The 18595-nt window shown below is 66.8% G+C and carries 19 protein-coding genes, 1 tRNA gene and 1 pseudogene; 18 read left to right on the top strand and 3 right to left on the bottom strand.

Annotated elements, in window-relative coordinates; translation table 11 throughout:
• The first annotated feature begins 194 nt into the window (after positions 1-194).
• Positions 195-268, top strand: a tRNA-Pro gene (locus tag AC1DTF_RS09020).
• Between the two features lie 139 nt (positions 269-407).
• Here the strand turns inward: AC1DTF_RS09020 and AC1DTF_RS09015 are convergent.
• On the bottom strand, positions 408-767 hold the full coding sequence (locus tag AC1DTF_RS09015) for an Rv2640c family ArsR-like transcriptional regulator (RefSeq protein WP_057170987.1): 360 nt from the start codon (positions 765-767) through the stop codon (positions 408-410).
• Positions 768-870: 103 nt separating this feature from the next.
• On the opposite strand from AC1DTF_RS09015, the gene AC1DTF_RS09010 reads away from it, so the two are divergent.
• The 9 genes and pseudogenes from AC1DTF_RS09010 (at position 871) to AC1DTF_RS08970 (ending at position 9610) form a co-directional block, all read left to right on the top strand.
• Entirely contained in the window at positions 871-1338 is a 468-nt protein-coding gene (locus AC1DTF_RS09010) for an ArsI/CadI family heavy metal resistance metalloenzyme (RefSeq protein WP_477473826.1), read from the top strand.
• Positions 1339-1405: 67 nt separating this feature from the next.
• Entirely contained in the window at positions 1406-1765 is a 360-nt protein-coding gene (locus AC1DTF_RS09005) for an ArsR/SmtB family transcription factor (RefSeq protein ID WP_477473825.1), read from the top strand.
• Positions 1762-3310: pseudogene (gene arsB / locus AC1DTF_RS09000) on the top strand (ACR3 family arsenite efflux transporter). The gene AC1DTF_RS09005 and the pseudogene arsB overlap by 4 nt, the downstream one beginning before the upstream one ends.
• A 134-nt stretch (positions 3311-3444) precedes the next feature.
• Complete coding sequence (locus tag AC1DTF_RS08995; RefSeq protein WP_477473824.1) at positions 3445-4233, top strand: bestrophin-like domain; 789 nt, start codon at positions 3445-3447, stop codon at positions 4231-4233.
• Positions 4234-4321: 88 nt separating this feature from the next.
• Entirely contained in the window at positions 4322-5224 is a 903-nt protein-coding gene (locus AC1DTF_RS08990) for a serine/threonine-protein kinase (RefSeq protein ID WP_057170992.1), read from the top strand.
• A gap of 201 nt (positions 5225-5425) precedes the next feature.
• Entirely contained in the window at positions 5426-6910 is a 1485-nt protein-coding gene (locus AC1DTF_RS08985) for an amino acid permease (RefSeq protein ID WP_057170993.1), read from the top strand.
• Between the two features lie 93 nt (positions 6911-7003).
• Complete coding sequence (locus tag AC1DTF_RS08980) at positions 7004-8482, top strand: aldehyde dehydrogenase family protein (protein WP_057170994.1); 1479 nt, start codon at positions 7004-7006, stop codon at positions 8480-8482.
• A gap of 74 nt (positions 8483-8556) precedes the next feature.
• Positions 8557-9342, top strand: a complete 786-nt coding sequence (locus AC1DTF_RS08975) for an acyl-CoA thioesterase (RefSeq protein ID WP_477473823.1) — start codon at positions 8557-8559, stop codon at positions 9340-9342.
• Between the two features lie 58 nt (positions 9343-9400).
• On the top strand, positions 9401-9610 hold the full coding sequence (locus AC1DTF_RS08970) for a three-helix bundle dimerization domain-containing protein (RefSeq protein WP_477473822.1): 210 nt from the start codon (positions 9401-9403) through the stop codon (positions 9608-9610).
• Here AC1DTF_RS08970 and AC1DTF_RS08965 read toward each other — a convergent pair.
• A complete protein-coding gene (locus tag AC1DTF_RS08965) occupies positions 9581-10045 on the bottom strand; it encodes a GatB/YqeY domain-containing protein (RefSeq protein WP_477473821.1) in 465 nt (154 codons plus the stop codon). The two genes, AC1DTF_RS08970 and AC1DTF_RS08965, sit on opposite strands and share 30 nt — an antisense overlap.
• A gap of 34 nt (positions 10046-10079) precedes the next feature.
• On the opposite strand from AC1DTF_RS08965, the gene AC1DTF_RS08960 reads away from it, so the two are divergent.
• From AC1DTF_RS08960 to AC1DTF_RS08940, 5 genes are read left to right on the top strand one after another with little or no spacing between them, the layout of a single operon-like run.
• The gene (locus AC1DTF_RS08960) at positions 10080-11129 is read left to right on the top strand and encodes a DUF7847 domain-containing protein (RefSeq protein ID WP_477473820.1); all 1050 of its coding nucleotides are present in this window, start codon (positions 10080-10082) and stop codon (positions 11127-11129) included.
• Between the two features lies 1 nt (position 11130).
• On the top strand, positions 11131-11730 hold the full coding sequence (locus AC1DTF_RS08955; protein ID WP_477473819.1) for a DUF4129 domain-containing protein: 600 nt from the start codon (positions 11131-11133) through the stop codon (positions 11728-11730).
• Positions 11727-12830, top strand: coding sequence for a DUF4350 domain-containing protein (locus AC1DTF_RS08950; protein ID WP_477473818.1), 1104 nt, complete (start codon positions 11727-11729; stop codon positions 12828-12830). The genes AC1DTF_RS08955 and AC1DTF_RS08950 overlap by 4 nt, the downstream gene beginning before the upstream one ends.
• The gene (locus AC1DTF_RS08945; RefSeq protein ID WP_057171001.1) at positions 12827-13792 is read left to right on the top strand and encodes an AAA family ATPase; all 966 of its coding nucleotides are present in this window, start codon (positions 12827-12829) and stop codon (positions 13790-13792) included. The genes AC1DTF_RS08950 and AC1DTF_RS08945 overlap by 4 nt, the downstream gene beginning before the upstream one ends.
• Positions 13789-15111 (top strand): DUF58 domain-containing protein, encoded by a 1323-nt coding sequence (locus tag AC1DTF_RS08940; RefSeq protein ID WP_477473817.1) that lies wholly within the window; start codon positions 13789-13791, stop codon positions 15109-15111. The genes AC1DTF_RS08945 and AC1DTF_RS08940 overlap by 4 nt, the downstream gene beginning before the upstream one ends.
• On the opposite strand, the gene AC1DTF_RS08935 is transcribed toward AC1DTF_RS08940, so the two are convergent.
• A complete protein-coding gene (locus tag AC1DTF_RS08935; protein WP_477473816.1) occupies positions 15108-16100 on the bottom strand; it encodes a stage II sporulation protein M in 993 nt (330 codons plus the stop codon). The two genes, AC1DTF_RS08940 and AC1DTF_RS08935, sit on opposite strands and share 4 nt — an antisense overlap.
• 27 nt (positions 16101-16127) lie before the next feature.
• Between AC1DTF_RS08935 and AC1DTF_RS08930 the strand changes: the two genes are divergently transcribed.
• The 3 genes from AC1DTF_RS08930 to AC1DTF_RS08920 all read left to right on the top strand — a co-directional run.
• Entirely contained in the window at positions 16128-16892 is a 765-nt protein-coding gene (locus tag AC1DTF_RS08930) for an RDD family protein (RefSeq protein WP_477473815.1), read from the top strand.
• A 55-nt stretch (positions 16893-16947) separates the two neighbouring features.
• Entirely contained in the window at positions 16948-17511 is a 564-nt protein-coding gene (locus AC1DTF_RS08925) for a TetR/AcrR family transcriptional regulator (RefSeq protein ID WP_057171005.1), read from the top strand.
• Positions 17508-18595: MFS transporter (locus AC1DTF_RS08920; RefSeq protein ID WP_477473814.1), on the top strand; the 1088-nt coding region annotated here is incomplete at its 3' end. The genes AC1DTF_RS08925 and AC1DTF_RS08920, both read left to right, overlap by 4 nt.

Here is an 18595-nt window from a genome sequence, read left to right as displayed (position 1 = left end):
GCGCCGCCAGTACGAAGAACCCGATGTAGATCGCCGCTCCCAACCCGGTCATATCTGCCTCACTTCATGTCATGGACCGCCCCCGACGGCGTCCTTGCCATCTACAACACCATTGGGGTCCGACATCCTTCCCGGGAGGCGGTGGCCGTTTGGCTTTCCGCCCGCCCGGTGCGATACGCTGTCGTGGCTTCACGCGGGGTGTGGCGCAGCTTGGTAGCGTGCTTCGTTCGGGACGAAGAGGTCGCAGGTTCAAATCCTGTCACCCCGACACATGAGAGGCCCTCATCCGGTTCCACCGGGTCAGGGCCTTCTTGCTGTCGGGGTGTCAGCGGATGAGCGGGCGGCCGAGAGGTAGTGCGGTGCCGCCGGTTCCGCCCAGAGTGCCGCGCCGTAGCAGCACACGGCGATCAGCGACAGCAGTTCGGGTCGAGCACGGTGCACAGCGCCTGCAGGGCCTCCGGGTGCGCGCGGTGAAACATGTTCATACCGCGGCGCTCCGAGAGGACGAGGCCGGCCTTGCGCAGTTGGGCCAGGTGATGACTCACCGTGGATTCGGTCAGCCCCAGCGCCGCGGCGAGGTCGCCACTGTTCTGCTCCCCCGCCGACGACGAGAACAGGTACGACATCAGTTTCACCCGCGCTGGTTCGGCGAGCGCCTTGAGCCGCAACGCGACGTTGAGCGCGTCGTCATCGGTCATCGGCCCGGCCGCGACCGGGGCGCAGCACACCGGTGCGGACGTATCGATGACAGGCAGCGCTTTGGGCATGACCCCAGTCTGCCAGATAGATTGACATATATCTAAAAGGTGGCAAGCTGGGCCGTGACACGCCACTTCGATATATGTCAAACAACCCCAGGAGGATGAGTTCATGTCCCGTGTACAACTGGCGCTCAATGTCGATGACCTCGACACAGCGATCGCGTTCTACCGCAAGCTGTTCGGCACCGATCCGGCCAAGGTGAAACCCGGCTACGCCAACTTCGCCGTGGCGGATCCGCCGTTGAAGCTGGTGCTGCTGGAGAACCCCGGCAAGGGCGGCACAATCAACCACCTCGGCGTGGAGGTCGCGTCCAGCGAGACCGTCCACGCCGAGATCGCCCGCCTGAGCGACGCGGGCCTGTTCACCGACGAGGAGATCGGCACCACGTGCTGCTTCGCCACTCAGGACAAGGTGTGGGTGACCGGGCCGGCCGGCGAAAAGTGGGAGATCTACACGGTGCTCGCCGACTCCGACAGCTACGGTTCCAGCCCGCAGCATCTTGAAGACAGCACCGACGTCTGTTGCGGCAGTCAGCACACCACTGCACCGACTGCGACGGAGACCTCCTGCTGCTGACCCACCCGACGGGTCGTACACCAGCTGTTCGCTTGCTACCCGATTCGATGGGTGTCAATATCGATGCATGTCGAACTCGTCCGAGGCGGGAGACGCGTGTTGCGTCACTCCACCCCTGCTGAATGAGCCGCTGACCGAGCAGGCCGCCACCGAGATGGCCAAGAAGTTGAAGGCGCTCGCCGACCCGGTGCGGCTGCGCTTGTTCAGCGCCATTGCCAGTCATGCCGGCGGTGAGGCCTGTGTGTGTGACATCTCGGGCGGCATCGATGTGTCGCAGCCGACGGTGTCTCACCATCTGAAGGTGCTGCGCGACGCCGGCCTGTTGACCTCCGAGCGCCGGGCCTCGTGGGTGTACTACGCCGTGATCCCCGCAGCATTACGCGAGCTGTCCGTGTTGTTGGACCCCGACACGTTGGTGCCTGCGTGACTTCGGCGCAGACGTCGGCGTCGCCCGTGGTCGCGAAGCTGTCCGTCCTCGACCGGTTCCTGCCGGTGTGGATCGGCATCGCGATGGTCGCCGGTCTGTTCCTGGGCCGGTCGATCCCCGGGCTGAACACTGCCCTGGAAAGCGTTCAGCTCGACGGCATTTCGCTCCCGATCGCTGTCGGTCTGCTGATCATGATGTACCCGGTGCTCGCGAAAGTTCGATACGACCGGCTCGACACGGTGACCGGCGACCGGCGACTGTTGCTGAGCTCGCTGTTCTTGAACTGGGTGTTCGGGCCGGCGTTGATGTTCGCCCTGGCCTGGCTGATGTTGGCGGACCTGCCGGAATATCGGACCGGCCTGATCATCGTCGGACTCGCCCGGTGCATCGCGATGGTCATCATCTGGAACGACCTCGCCTGCGGCGACCGCGAGGCCGCCGCCGTCCTGGTGGCGCTGAACTCGATCTTCCAGGTCGTCATGTTCGCCGTCCTGGGCTGGTTCTACCTGTCGGTGCTGCCCGGCTGGCTCGGCCTGGAACAGACCACCATCGACACCTCACCGTGGCAGATCGCCAAATCGGTGCTCATCTTCCTGGGCGTACCGCTGCTCGCCGGTTACCTGTCCCGCCGGATCGGCGAGAAGACCAAGGGCCGCGACTGGTACGAGTCGACATTCCTGCCCCGGATCGGACCGTGGGCCCTCTACGGGCTGCTGTTCACCATCGTGATTCTCTTTGCGCTGCAAGGCGAACAGATCACCGGCCGGCCTCTCGACGTGGTGCGCATCGCGCTTCCCCTGCTGGCGTACTTCGCGATCATGTGGGGTGGCGGCTACCTGCTCGGCGCCGCAATAGGCCTCGGCTACCAACGCACCACCACTCTGGCATTCACCGCCGCCGGCAACAACTTCGAACTCGCCATCGCGGTGGCGATCGCCACCTACGGTGCCACCTCGGGTCAGGCCCTGGCGGGCGTGGTCGGCCCTCTCATCGAAGTCCCGGTGCTTGTCGCACTTGTCTATGTATCACTTGCTCTGCGTAAGCGGTTCGCCGACCCCACGGCCTCAGCCGCCACATCGACGACGAAGGATTCCTAACACCATGCCCGACAGCCACGCAGCCTGGGTCGACGACGGCAAGCCCACCGTGCTGTTCCTGTGTACCCACAACGCCGGCCGCTCCCAGATGGCGCTGGGTTACTTCACTCACCTTGCCGGCGATCAAGCGGTGGCCTGGTCGGGTGGATCCGAACCCGGCGACCACATCAACCCCTCCGCCATTGCTGCCATGGCCGAGGTGGGCATCGATATCACCGGCGAGTTCCCCAAGCCGTGGACCGACGAGATCGTGCGGGCCGCCGATGTGGTGATCACCATGGGCTGCGGGGACGCCTGCCCGATCTTTCCCGGAAAGCGTTATCTGAACTGGGAACTGCCCGACCCGGCCGGCCAGGACGTCGACGCGGTGCGTCCCATCCGCGATGACATCGAAGAACGCGTGCGGCGCCTGCTGGCCGAACTCAACGTGACCACACGCCAGGGCTGACCGTGCGCAGGCCGCACGACAAACTCACAAACGTCGCCACCTGAGGTTCGGACGCCCTAGATTGGCAGCGATGGTTGCGCGTTGCGCCAACCGAACCAGTAACACCGTGCTGGCCGAGCCGAGGAACTTCACCGATGAGTCAATGGCTGGTAAGTCATATTCCGTCCCTCGCTCTGTTGATCGGCCTGATCGTGATCATCTCCGGCGGGGCGGTCCTCAGCCAAAAGCTGATACGCCGTCGATACCCCCAACTCGCACTAGGCGAACACAACGACGTCACCAAATTCACCTACGGCTTCATCGGATTCGTCTACGCCTTCTTCATCGGGTTCGTCGTCTCCGCCATGTGGAGCCAGATCAGCAGCGCCGACACCGCGGCGCGCGCTGAAGGTGCCGCGGCGGTCCAGATGGCCAGAGACCTCACCGTGTTCGAGCAGGCAGACCAGGACCGGATCCGGAAAGCACTGCTGGCCTACGAGCAGGCCGCTGTCGCCGAATGGACCAACGCCCATGCCGCAATCTCCGAAGAGGCCGACAGAGCCCTCGCCGAGGTGTACAACGTCTACCAACAAGTCCAGGCGAAGACCGACGTCCAGAAGACCTTTCTCTCAACGTCGTTTTCCAACCTCGACAAGATGAGTCAGGCCCGCACCGCCAGAATCTCGACCGCCAGGTCAGATGTCGGACCCCCGTGGCCGCTGTGGGCGGTCATCTTTCTGACCAGCGCGATGGTGCTCGGCACGGTGATCATCTACGGCGTCGAGAAGCCCGGCCAGCACTATCCCATCGTGGCCATCGTCGGCGCCATCATCGCGATGAATCTCTATCTGGTCCTTCAGTTGTCACACCCTTACGTCGGCGAGATCGCGACATCGTCCGACCCGCTGCAGGCAGTGGTCCAGGTACTCACGAAACCGCGCTAGCAACACGCGGCGTCGTCGCGATTGCCATCAGCGTCCCGGCGGCCGTGATCGCGCTGCGCCGGCGGCATTCGCTGACTACCCTTTCCCTGTGCTGGAACCCGGTGACGTCATCGCCGACTACACCGTCGACGCCCTGTTGGGCCGTGGCGCCAGCGCCGATGTCTACCTCGTGCATCACACCGGGCGCACCGATGCGGTGGCGTGCAAGGTTCTGCACACGGATCCGACACGCCACCCACGGACGCGCGAGCGGTTCGCCCGCGAGTTCACCATCGCCGCGATGCTCGATCACCCACATATCGTGGCCATGTATCAGCAGGGTGAGATACCGGCCCGGCCGCTGGCCCACCCCACCCTGTGGATGACAATGCAGTACATCGACGGCCCAGAATCCTCGGTGCTGGTGCCCAAGCCCGGACACGAACCCGATATCGCGTCCATCCTGCGGGCCTCACGCCAGATCGCCGACGCCCTCGACTACGCCCACTCGATGGATGTGCTGCATCGAGATGTCAAGCCCGCCAACATCTTGCTCAGCGCCGATCACACCGATGCCTTTCTGAACGACTTCGGGATCGCGCAGCTGATCGATGACGTATTGCCGCTGGCGCGCAACGGGCGCATCAGCGGCTCGATCGCCTACGCGGCACCGGAACTGCTTCAGGGCCAACAATTGACGCCGGCAACAGATCTCTACGCGTTGGCCTGCACCATGGTCGAGTGGATCACATCGGTACCGCCATATCCGCGCGGCACACCATTCGCGATCACCTACGCACACCTGCACGATCCCGTCCCCTCACTCAGCCGGCGAGTCCGCTGGCTGCCCAGCGGACTCGACTCCATCTTCACCAAAGCTCTGGCGAAAGATGCTGCAGCACGCTACGACTCGTGCACCGAGCTCGTCGAGATCGTCTCGCATATGCTGCGCGATGTTCCGGCGCCAGTGTCCCGCCCTGCCGGCCACCGATGGCCATGGGACCGGAACTGACAGCGCCTGACACTTGACCCTGCCGAATCCCACTGCCCGGCAATGGTGTTGATTGATCTTGATGAACAGCGTGTCAGTTGACGCAATGTTTACACGCTCAAGTATCGCCCCTCGCCAACCAGGCCTACGCTCAGCCAGGAACCACAGTGTGCGCCCAACGGTGAGCGTGCCTCACCACTGCGCACATTCATCGGGGGCGACATGTCGACCGACGCTTCAACGTATGACAACTCGGCACTGACACACGAGGACGAGGGCTACCACAAGTCCCTCAAACCCCGGCAGATCCAGATGATCGCCATCGGCGGGGCGATCGGCACCGGCCTGTTCATGGGCGCCGGAAGCCGACTTCACGACGCCGGCCCCGGCCTGTTCCTGGTGTACGCGTTCTGCGGCGTTTTTGTGTTCTTCATCATGCGCGCACTCGGCGAACTCGTGCTGCACCGGCCGTCGTCCGGCTCCTTCGTCTCCTATGCGCGCGAATTCTTCGGTGAGAAAACGGCTTACGTCACCGGCTGGCTGTACTTCTTCAACTGGGCGGCAACGGCCATTGTGGATGTCACCGCGGTGGCGCTCTACGTGCACTTCTGGGGAATGTTCGAGGCCATCCCGCAGTGGCTCATCGCCCTGGTCGCGCTCGCGATCGTGATGACGATGAACATCATCTCGGTGAAGCTGTTCGGCGAGATGGAGTTCTGGGCGTCCATCATCAAGGTCGCCGCGCTCGTGACGTTCCTGGTCGTCGGCATCGTGTTCCTCGCTGGACGCTTCGAGATCGAGGGTGCATCAACCGGTTTCAGTGTGATCAGTGACAACGGCGGGCTACTGCCCACCGGGATGTTCTCCCTGGTGATCGTCACCTCCGGCGTCATCTTCGCCTATGCGGCAGTCGAACTCGTCGGTATCGCGGCCGGCGAGACAGCCGAACCCGCGAAAGTGATGCCGCGCGCCATCAACTCGGTGATCGTGCGCATCGCGGTGTTCTACGTCGGATCGCTGATCCTGCTGGCACTGCTGCTCCCGTACACCACCTACCAGGCCGGTGAGAGCCCGTTCGTCACGTTCTTCTCCAAGATCGGCGTCCCCGCCGCCGGCGGCATCATGAACCTGGTGGTGCTGACCGCCGCCATGTCCAGCCTCAACGCCGGCCTGTACTCGACCGGCCGCATTCTGCGCTCGATGGCGATGAACGGCAGCGCCCCCGCGTTCACCGGCAAGATGAACCGCAACGGGGTGCCGTTCGGTGGCATCGCGCTGACCGGCGCACTGACCCTGCTCGGCGTGATCCTGAACCTCTTCGTCCCGGAGGAGGCGTTCAACATCGCGCTCGATCTTTCGGCGCTGGGCATCATCGCCACCTGGGCCATGATCGTGGCCTGTCAGCTCCAACTGTGGCGCTGGGAGCAGAAGGGCATCCTGCAACGACCGAAGTTCCGGCTGCCGGGCACGCCGTACACCAGCTACGCGACCCTGGTCTTCCTCGCCGCGGTGACGGTGCTCATGTGCTACGAGAACTACTGGAACCTCATCGCCATCCTGGTCATCGGCCCGATGCTGGTGGGCGGCTGGTACGTGGTCCGCGGCAAGGTCATGACGATGGCACAGGAGCGCATCGGCTACACCGGTGACTACCCCGTCGTCCCGCAGCCCCCCATCCCGGAACGCGGACACGGCGACGACAAGTAACCCTCGCCGCCTGATGCCGCGCTATTGACCCGGCCGTCGCCGCAATGCTAAGCAGGTGCTCAGCATTTACGAACAGGCGACGAAGGGCCACAGATGACATCCACGATTCCCGACAGTGCACTGCAGAGCGTCATCGACGACCTGCGGAACCGACCGGGCAGCGGCGAGCTCATCCCCGTCATCGACCCCGCCACCGAAGAACAGATCACCGAGTTCCGCGACTGCGGGGTGGAGGCCGTGAACGAGGCGGTCGCCAGCGCCAAGGCGGCCTATCTGTCCGGCGTCTGGACCGACATCCCGGCCCGGCAGCGCGCCAAGGTGTTGTGGAAACTGGGCGACCTGATCGATGAGCACGCCGAGGAATTCGCCCAACTGGAGTCGTTGGACGCCGGCATGCCCCCGTTCCAGGCCGGGATGATCGTGTCCACCTGCGCCGAGTTCTTCCGTTACTACGCCGGCTGGTGCACCAAGATCAACGGCAACAGCTACCAGGTGCAGATGGAGGGTGGCGTCAACAGCAACTTCTCCAACCTGCACGCCTACACCACCAAAGAGCCCTACGGCGTTGTCGGACTGATCTATCCGTGGAACGGACCACTGTTCAACGCATGCGCCAAGATCGCCCCGGCGCTGGCTGCCGGCTGCTCGATCGTGGTCAAGCCGGCCGAGGAGACACCCCTGTCGGCGGTGTTGCTGGAGCGGCTGATCCGGGAGGCCGGCGTGCCCGACGGTGTGGCGAACTTCGTGATCGGCTACGGCGCCACCGCCGGTGCCGCGATCACCGCCCACCCCGATGTGGAGAAGGTCGCCTTCACCGGCTCGACCGAGGTCGGCAAGCAGATCATGCGCGACTCGGCCGACAACCTCAAGAAGGTGACGCTCGAACTCGGCGGCAAGTCCCCGGTGCTGATCTACGAGGACGCCGATCTGGACATGGCGATCATGATGGCCTCGATGGGTATCTTCGTGCACTCCGGTCAGGGCTGTGTCTGCGGCTCGCGAATCTTCGTGCAGCGCAGCGTCTATGAGCGCGTGGTGGCCGGCATCTCGATGATCGGCGACAACCTGGTGCTGGGCGGACCCAAGGACGAGGGCGCGATGATCAGCCCCCTGGTCAGCCAGAAGCAGCTCGACCGGGTGCTGGGCTACATCGAGCAGGGCAAGAAAGAGGGCGCCGAGATCGTTTCCGGTGGCTACCGCTTGGATCGCAAGGGCTACTTCGTCAAGCCGACCGTCGTCACCGACGTCGACCCGGCCACCAGCCGGCTGTACAGGGAGGAGATCTTCGGTCCAGTGGTGACGATCCTGCCCTTCGACAGTGACGACGAGGCGGTGGCCATGGCCAACGACACCAGCTATGGCCTGGCGGCCACCGTCTGGACCACCAACCTGGCCCGCGCACACAGCCTCGGCAAGCGCCTGCAGGCCGGCATGGTCGGACTGAACTGCCAGCTGACCTTCGACCACAATGTGCCGTTCGGCGGGTACAAGCAGTCGGGCCTCGGCAAGGAGTTCGGCTACGAAGGTATCGAGGCGTACCTGAAGACGAAGAGCATCTGGGCTCAGCTGTAGCGACCCGAGACCGGGCTCTGCTGCAATCCCCCGTCGCTTCGCTCGCCCAACCAAGCGGTTGATACGGTCCGGGGATGACCACCGAGAGCTGGATCGCCGGCCTGCTCGACTTCGACCGTGATGGCGATGTGTTCATCGCGCCGCAGTGGAGTGGGCCGGGCGAGCGGTTGTTCGGCGGCCTGATCGCCGCCCAGTCGTTGGGCGCCGCGGGCGCGACCGTCGATCCCGACAAGCATCCGCAGTCCCTGCACGCCTACTTCGTGCGCGGCGGCCGGCACGGGGTCGACGTCGAACTACAGGTCGAGCGCACCCGTGACGGCCGATCCTTCGACACCCGCCGGGTCACCGCCCGCCAGCAGGGCAAGGTCATCCTGGAGATGATCGCGTCCTTCCAGGTCGACGAGGCGGGCGCGGACTGGTTCCCGCCGCGGCCGCCGGGCGTGGAGTTCGACGACGCCATCGAGAAGAACCCGGATCTGGACGTGGTGGACCGGTTCGAACTGCGCTGCAATCCCGACGACGACTCGCCGTTCGCGGTCCCGCCGTTCTGGATCCGCACCCGCGACCGGATCGAGGACGATCCGTTGATCCGGGCCTGCACCCTGACCTACATGTCCGACCTGGGGCCGGTCCCTGCCGCCCGCCCGCCCGGCACCCCGGTCGGTGAGGACGTCGGCTACGCCGCCAGCCTCGATCATTCGGTGTGGTTCCACCGCCCGTTCATCCCCGATGCGTGGCATCGCTACGAGGTCGACTCGCTGGGCAACAGCCATTCCCGCGGACTGGTCGTCGGCGGGTTGTATGACGAGGCCGGCTCGCTGATCGCGAACACCAGCCAACAGGCTCTTTGGCGCGTGTGAGCAAAGACTCGCCGGGCAGACTTGACCGGCGAGTCGACTGTCAACAAAGATCCGTGACGTGCTCAAGATCGATGAGGGTGAACAGATCGCGAACGTCGAAGATCGACTCATGAAACGTTTCACCGAGGTGCCTGCGGAGACGGTCAGTGCCACCGTCGCCGAGGCCCACAGCCATTTCATCACCAGCACGGTCCGCGACTACGTCGCGCTGCTCGTCGAGCGCCGTGCCCACGCGGAGCTACAGGCGAGCCTTCACAGCCGCGGATAACCGTGCCCCGTCGGCCTTGCCGGCGGCGATGACATTGGCCGCCTTCATCACCTGACCCATCTGCCGAACCCCGGGCCGCTCACCGAGTTCCTCGGCGACCTGGGCCAGCGCGGTGTCCACCACGTCGGCCAGCTCCGCATCGGTCAACGGAGTGGGCAGGTACTCGTCGATGATGCGCGCCTCGGCGTGCTCATTGGCGGCCAGCTCGCCGCGCCCGTTCTGGGTGTAGATCTCGGCGGCCTCGCCGCGCTTCTTCGCCTCCCGCGCCAACACCTTGAGCACATCCTCATGGGACAGCTCGCGCGCCTGCTTGCCCGAAACCTCTTCGGACTGGATCGATGCCAGCAACATGCGCAGCGTCGCCGTACGCAGTTTGTCCTGGGCCTTCATCGCCGCCGTCAGGTCGGCACGCAACCTGTCCTTCAATTCCGACATGGCTGCGACGCTACGCCAATGACAGGATGGAGCCATGAGTAGTGACGCAGGCGGGTACCACCCGTACTACCCGCCACCGCCCTACCAACCGCCGTACAACCCGCTTCCGATCAAGCCCGGCATCATCCCGCTGCGCCCGCTGAACCTGTCCGACATCTTCAACGGCGCCTTCGCCTATATCCGGGCCAACCCGAAGACCACCCTGGGCGTCACGACGATCGTCGTCGTCATCGCTCAATTGCTGGCGCTGCTGCTGCAGTTCGGGCCTCTGGCGACCAGCGGCATTCTGGAGCCCCCGAATCTGACCGGCCCGGATCCCGACGTCTCGATCCTGGTCGGGTCGGTCCTCGGCGCGCTCGCCGGTGGTCTGGCCACCTGGATCTCGATGATCCTGCTCAGCGGACTGCTCACCGTCATCGTGGGCCGGGCGGTGTTCGGCTCGCCCATCACCATCGGCGAAGCGTGGCAGCGGGTGAAGAGCAGGCTGGTCGCCCTGCTGGTCTACACCGCGCTGGAATCGCTGGGCGTGGTCCTGTTGGTGGCGGCGGTGGCCGGAGTCATCACGGCGGTCGCCTTCGCCCTGAACGGCTGGGTCGCGTTCGCGGTCGGCCTCCCGTTGGTGCTCGGTTCGATTGTGGCGCTGGCGTTCCTCTTCACCAAACTCAGCTTCGCTCCCACCCTCATCGTGCTGGAGCGACTCCCCGTCATCGCCGCGATCGAGCGGTCTTTCGCCTTGGTGCGCAACGACTTCTGGCGAGTTCTCGGCATCCGGCTGCTGGCCGTGCTGGTCGCCGGGCTGATCTCCGGGGCGGTCGCCATGCCCTTCAGCCTCGGATCGCAGGCCCTGATCATCATGGGCGGCTCGGCCGGCACCGCACTCGCCGGGCTGGCGCTCGCCTCCATCGGCGGCGCGATCGGGCAGATCCTCACCGCCCCCTTCACCGCCGGGGTGGTGGTGCTGCAGTACACCGATCGCCGCATCCGCGCCGAGGCCTTCGACCTCGTGCTGCAGACCGGCGCCAGTATCGGTCCGGCCTCACCCGCCGATTCCACCGACTACCTGTGGCTGACCCGCCGGCCCTGACGTGACCGGTATCAACATCGACAGCGACGCCGCGCACGATGCTGCCCAGCGCGAGCTCGGCAAACCCATCTACCCCCGGCCCTCACTGACCGAACAACTGATGGCCTGGCTCGACGAGATCCTCTACAAGGTCTTCACGAACGGATCATGGTTACCCGGCGGCTGGATCACCCTGGCGCTGCTGCTGACGGTCCTCGCAATGGCGGTCTTCGTGGCGATCCGCGTCGCCCGGCGCACCATGCGGACGAACCGCGGATCGGCGCAATCGCTGTTCGGCGCCCATGACCTCAGCGCCGCGCAGCACCGTGCCGAAGCCGAGAGGTCTGCCGCACAAGGTGATTGGGCATTGGCGATCCGGCACCGGTTGCGCGCGGTGGCGCGGGGGCTCGAGGAGGCGGGCATCCTGAACCCAATTCCCGGACGCACCGCGACCGAACTGGCCCGCGACGGCGCGGCCGCGCGACCCGACCTGGGATCCGAGTTCCGTCATGCCGCAGACACATTCAACGATGTCAGTTACGGGGAACTTCAGGGCACCGAGACCGAGTACCGCCAGATCGCCGAGCTGGACCAAAATGTGCTCCGGGCGGTCCAGGCGTGACACGACAACGCTGGCGGACGGCACGCTGGGTCCTGCTGGCGCTGGTGGTGATTACGCTGGTGTCCACGCTCAGCACCTACCTGACCGCACCGCGCCCGGGCGGACCGATGGAGGCCGGCTCGACCTCTCCCGACGGTGCGCACGCGCTGGTCACGCTGCTGGAGGACCACGGCGTCGACGTGGTGGTCGCCGAGGACGTCAATGATGTTGCCGCGGCAGCCCGTCCAGACACGCTGATCCTCATCGCCCAGACCTTCTTCCTGCTCGACGAGGACGGCCTGAACACGCTGGCCGATCTTCCCGGTGATCGGCTACTGGTCGCCCCCTCCGCACGCACCCGGGAACGACTGGCGCCGACGATCCGGCTGGACGGTTCGGTCCAGTTCGGCGGCCCACCGGGTTGCGACCTGCGCGAGGCCGTGACATCGGGTGACGTGCAGTTCGGCATCAGCGACAGCTACCGCAGCGACGGTGATCTGCCGGTCGCCCGCTGTTATGACGGTGCGCTGGTGCGCTTCACCGAATCCGGGCGCACCACCACCGTGGTCGGCAGCTCGGACTTCATGACCAACGCAGGCCTGCTCGGTGTGGGCAGCGCGGCGCTGGCGATGAATCTGGCCGGCACCCGCGACCGGGTGATCTGGTATGCGCCGCAGCGCCTGCAGGGTGAATCGTCCGGGGAGGCATCGCTGTTGGATCTGGCGCCGAGCCAGGTCGGCTGGGCGGTACTGCAGTTGTGCCTCGCGGTGGCGCTGGTGGCCTGGTGGCGCGGGCGCAGGCTGGGGCCGCTGGTCGCCGAGCACCTACCCGTCGTGGTGCGGGCATCGGAGACGGTGGAGGGCCGGGCCCGGCTGTACCGCGCGCACCGCGCACGCGACCGCGCGGCCGACGCCCTGCGCACCGCGACACGTGCCCGCCTGCTGCCGCGGCTGGGCCTCGGACGCACCGCGGCGCCGTCGGCGGTGACCGCGGCTGTCGCCCAACGTATCGGCCGGGACTCCGGCACCGTGCTGTTCGGGCCGGCCCCCGGCACCGATGCCGAACTTCTCGAACTCGCCCACCAACTCGATGATCTCGAAAGGCAGGTCGCACAGTCGTGACGTCACCTTCGCACCCGGACGCCGCACGGGAGGCGCTGCTCGCGCTGCGCAACGAAATCTCCAAGGCCGTGGTCGGGCAGGACGCCGTGGTCAGCGGGCTCGTCATCGCGCTCCTGTGCCGCGGGCACGTCTTGCTCGAAGGTGTGCCGGGCGTGGCGAAGACCCTTCTGGTGCGCAGCCTCGCCGCCGCCCTGCAGCTGGATTTCAAACGGGTGCAGTTCACCCCGGACCTGATGCCCGGCGATGTCACCGGATCCCTGGTCTACGACGCCCGCACCGCGGAGTTCGAGTTCCGCGCCGGCCCGGTGTTCGCCAACCTGCTGCTGGCCGACGAGATCAACCGCACCCCGCCGAAAACCCAGGCGGCGCTGCTGGAGGCGATGGAGGAGCGACAGGTCACCGTCGACGGGCAGGCCCGCCCGCTGCCCGACCCGTTCATCGTGGCGGCCACCCAGAACCCCATCGAGTACGAGGGCACCTACCAACTGCCCGAGGCCCAGCTGGACCGATTCCTGCTCAAGCTGAATGTGCCGCTGCCGCCGCGTGATCAGGAGATCACCATCCTGGGCAGACATGCCGCCGGATTCGACCCCCGCGATCTGTCCGGGCTCGCCCCGGTCGCCGGGCCCGCCGAACTGGCCGCCGGCCGCGAGGCGGTACGCAAAGTCCTGGTGGCCCAGGAGCTCCTCGGCTACATCGTCGACATCGCGGGGGCCACCCGACATTCGCCGGCCCTACAGCTCGGGGTGTCACCGCGCGGTGCGACAGCGCTACTCGCGACGGCGCGGTCCTGGGCCTGGCTGTCGGGACGCGACTACGTGACCCCCGACGATGTGAAGGCGATGGCCAGGCCGACCCTGCGCCACCGGATCGCGCTGCGACCGGAGGCCGAGCTGGAAGGCGCCAGCCCCGACGGCGTGCTCGACGGCATCCTGTCTTCGGTCCCGGTGCCGCGCTGGTGATCCTGACCGGCCGGGCCTGCCTGCTGGCGCTGATCGGCATCCTGCCGATCGCGGTATCACCTTGGCCTGCGGTCACTTTCGTCATCGTGCTGGCGGTGATCGCCACCGCACTGATCGTCGACACCGCCCTGGCCGCCGCCCCGGGGCGGCTGGTCCTGGCCCGCTCGGGTGATACCTCGGCACGGCTGGGACAGGCGATAGACATCCACCTCGAGGTGCACAATCCGGGGTCACGGCGGCTGCGCGGGCAGATCCGCGATGCCTGGGCGCCCAGCGCCCGCGCGTCTCCGCGCACCCGGCCCGTCGATATCCCGGCCGGCGGGCGGGCGCGTATGGTCACCACCTTGGCGCCCGCGCGGCGTGGTGACCAGGACGGCGCCCAGGTCACCGTGCGTGCCGTCGGCCCGCTGGGGCTGGCCGGGCGGCAACGCTCCCATGACGTGCCCTGGCAGGTGCACGTCCTGCCGCCGTTCCTGTCGCGCAAGCACCTGCCCTCGCGACTGGCCAAACTGCGCGAGCTCGACGGGATGGTGCCGATCCTGATTCGCGGACAGGGCACCGAATTCGATTCGTTGCGTGAGTATGTCGTCGGTGACGATGTGCGATCCATCGACTGGCGCGCGACGGCCCGGCGGGCCGATGTGGTGGTGCGCACCTGGCGTCCCGAACGCGACCGGCGGGTGGTCATCGTGCTGGATACCGGCAGGACATCGGCGGGCCGGATCGGGGTGGACCCACTGTCGTCGGATCCCGCCGGCTGGCCGCGGCTGGACTGGTCGATGGATGCGGCACTGCTGCTTGCGGCATTGGCCGCCCGGGCCGGTGATCACGTGGATTTTCTTGCCCACGACCGGATCTCCCGGGCCGGGCTGTTCAACGCATCCCGCCGCGAACTGCTGGCCCAGCTGGTGACGGTGATGGCGCCGCTGCAGCCCGCACTCGTGGAGTCCGATGCCACCGCGATGGTCGCCGCGGTCCTGCGCCGGGTGCGCCGCCGGGCGCTGGTCGTCCTGCTCACCGACCTCAACGCCTCGGCTCTCGACGAGGGATTGATGAGCGTGCTGCCGCAGTTGTCCGCGAAACACCAGGTGCTGCTGGCGGCGGTCTCCGATCCGCGGGTGGACGCACTGGCGGCCGGCCGCGCCGATGCGGCGCAGGTGTACGACGCCGCGGCGGCAGAACGCTCCCGCAATGAGCGGCACACGATCGCCACCCGGCTGCGCAACCACGGCGTCGACGTCATCGACGCGCTCCCCGAGCAACTCGCACCGGCGCTGGCGGACCGCTACCTGGCCATGAAGGCCGCCGGGAAGCTCTAACCGGTGGGCACCACGTCGGGTGCATCGTCGAGGTCACCGGTCTCCCCGGCCCGGGAGGCCTTGCGCCCGAAGTGGAACACATAGGCCAGGAAGGCGATCTCGGCGGCCACACCGATCGCGATGCGGGCATACGTCGGCAGCGGTGACGGCGTCACCAGCGCCTCGATCAACCCGGATATCAGCAGCACCACGACCAGTCCGCCGGCCACCGAGACCACGGCGCGGCCCCGCTCGGCCAGCACCTGCGCGCGCGGGCGGTCCCCCGGTGCGATCACCGACCAGCCCAACCGCATACCGGCCGCCGCGGCCAGGAACACCGCCGTCAACTCCAGCAGGCCGTGCGGAGTGAGCAGCCCGAGGAACAGGTCGCCCTTGCCTGCACCGAACATCAGGCCCCCGGACACCCCGACATTGGCGGCGTTCTGGAACAACACCCAGGGGATCGGCAGGCCCAGCAGGACGGCGAAGGCGATGCACTGCGCGGCCACCCACGCGTTGTTGACCCAGACCCGCAGCCCGAACGACCCGGCCGGGTTCTCGCTGTAGTACGACTCGAAGTCGTGGTTGATCAGCTGCTCCAGCTCGGCCGGTGTGCCCAGGGTCGCGCGCACCTCCGGGCTGCCGGCCACCCAGAAGCCGATCACGATCGCGACGACCAGAAAGCTCAGCGCCGAACCCAGCCACCAGCGCCGGCAGTCGTAGGCGACGACCGGGAACGAGACCGTCCAGAACCGGACGAACTCACTGCCCAGCGGGGCGTGCGCACCGGTGACGGCGGCGCGCGCCCGCGCGACCAGACCCGAGAGCCTGCCCACCAGGACGGCGTCACCGGTCGCGCTGCGCGCCATCGAAAGATGGGTCGACACCCGCTGATACAGGTCGACGAGCTCATCGACCTCGGCGCCGGTCAGCCTGCGGCGGCGCTTGACCAACTGCTCGAGGCGGTCCCAGGTCGGGCTGTGGGCGAGCACGAACGCGTCGACATCCACGGTTCCGATCCTAGTAGCGTTCATCGAATGGTCTTCCAGCCAGAACCCATGGTGACCGGTGATGCCGTCCAGCTCGAGGTGTCGATCGCCCAACTGCCGGTGCGGGCCGCGGCGGCCCTGATCGACGTCGCGGTGATGGCCACCGGTTACGGGGTGCTGGCCGTGTTGTGGGCGCTGACGTTGTCCGAGCTGGACCCGGCGCTTTCGGCCGCGGTGCTGCTGATCTTCATGGTGCTGGTCCTGGTCGGGTATCCGGTGGTGTTCGAGACGGCCACCCGTGGCAGATCGCTGGGCAAGATGGCCCTGGGACTGCGGGTGGTCTCCGATGACGGTGGCCCGGAGCGGTTGCGGCAGGCGGTTTTTCGTGCGCTGTCCAGCGTCATCGAGATCTGGATGCTGACCGGCGGGCCGGCGGTGATCTGCAGCATGATTTCACCGCGGGGTAAGCGCATCGGCGACGTGTTCGCCGGCACCATGGTGATCAGCGAGCGCGCCCCGAAGCTGAACCCGCCGCCGATGATGCCGCCGGAACTGGCCTGGTGGGCGGCGAGCCTGCAGCTGTCCGGCCTGGCCGGCGAGCAGGCCGATATGGCACGGCAGTTCCTGTCCCGGGCCGGCCAGCTGGAACCCGGTATGCGCGAACAGATGGCACACCGCATCGCCGGTGACGTGGTGGCGCGCATCGCTCCTGCGCCGCCGCCCGGTGCGCCGCCCGAGTACGTGCTGGCCGCGGTGCTCGCCGAACGGCACCGCCGCGAGTTGGCGCGGTTACAGGCCAGACCTCTCGCCTGACCCAAAATGGGACATGAGTGTCCCATTTTGGGATATTGGTGCTACAGTTGGCGCCATGAGTGTCCTTGACATGGGTGAAACGGGTGCGCGTGGCCGCACCCGTCGCGCCATCATCGAGGCCGCCATCTCGGTCCTCACGGACAAGCCGGCGGCCACGCTGACCGATATCGCCGAGGTCGCCGGCGTCGGGCGCAGCACGCTGCACCGCCATTTTCCCGAGCGCAGCGATCTGCTCCGCGCGGTGGCCATCCAGGTGCACGCCGCCAGCAATGCGGCCATCGAAACGGCCGACCCGACCTGCGGCCCCGTGCACGCCGCATTGCGCCGGGTGGTGGAATCCCAGCTCGACCTGGGCCCGATCGCGCTGTTCATCTACACCGAACCATCGATCCAGGCCGATCCCGAACTGGCCGCCCACCTCGACACCGGGGACGAGGCGATCGCCGAGATCCTCGCGCGCGCAAGCGCGGACAAGCCGGAGTACCCGCCCGGATGGTCGCGACGGGTGTTCTGGTCACTGCTGCTGTCGGGCTACGAAGCCATGAAGCAGGACCGCACACCGCGACACCAGATCGTCGACGCCATCATGAGCAGCCTCACCGAAGGAACCATCAAATGACCACCCGGTCGGCCACACCGCCGACAACCACACCGCGACGCTCCTGGATAGCGCTCGCGGTCCTCACCCTGCCGGTGATGCTGATCGCGATCGACAACACGGTCCTGGCGTTCGCGCTCCCCGCGATCGCCGAGGACTTCCGGCCGGCGGCATCCACCCAGCTGTGGATCGTCGACGTGTATTCGTTGGTGCTGGCGGCGCTGTTGGTCGCCATGGGCAGCCTCGGTGACCGCATCGGCCGGCGCCGATTGCTGATGATCGGCGCCGCCGGGTTCGCGATCGTGTCCGCGGTGGCGGCCTTCGCACCCAGTGCCGAGATGCTGGTGCTCGCGCGCGCCGTGCTCGGCTTCTTCGGCGCCATGCTCATGCCCTCGACGCTGTCGCTGATCCGCAACATCTTCACCGAGGCGTCGGCACGCCGGTTGGCCATCGCCATCTGGGCGTCGTGCTTCACCGCCGGATCGACTCTCGGGCCGATCGTCGGCGGTGCGCTGCTCGAGCACTTCCATTGGGGTTCGGTCTTTTTGATCGCGGTCCCGATCCTGCTGCCGCTGCTGATTCTGGCCCCGAAGCTGGTGCCGGAGTCCCGCGACCCGAATCCGGGCCCGCTCGACCTGTTCAGCGTGGTGCTGTCCTTCGTGGCGATGCTGCCGCTGGTCTGGGCGATCAAGACGGCCGCGCACGACGGTCTGTCCGTGCTCGTCGCGGCCGCGGTCGTGGTGGGCATCGGCGCGGGAGTGCTGTTCGTGCGGCGCCAGAACCGCAGGCCCATACCGATGCTCGATATGGAGCTGTTCCGCTCCGGGCCGTTCACCTCGTCGGTGCTGGCGAACTTCCTGTCGATCGTCGGGCTGATCGGGTTCATCTTCTTCGTGTCCCAGCACCTGCAGCTGGTGCTCGGGTTGAGCCCGCTGGCGGCCGGTCTGGTCACCCTGCCCGGCGCCGTGGTGTCCATGATCGCGGGTATCTCGGTGGTCAAGGCGGCCAAGCACTTCAGCGCGCAGGCTCTGATCGTCTTCGGCCTGGTGTTCGTCGCTGCCGGCTTCATCTTGATCCTGCTGTTCCGTCACGATCTGTCGGTAGG

Source organism: Mycobacterium sp. P4_H6 (assembly GCF_056400845.1).
This window is presented reverse-complemented; position numbering and strand designations above follow the sequence as displayed.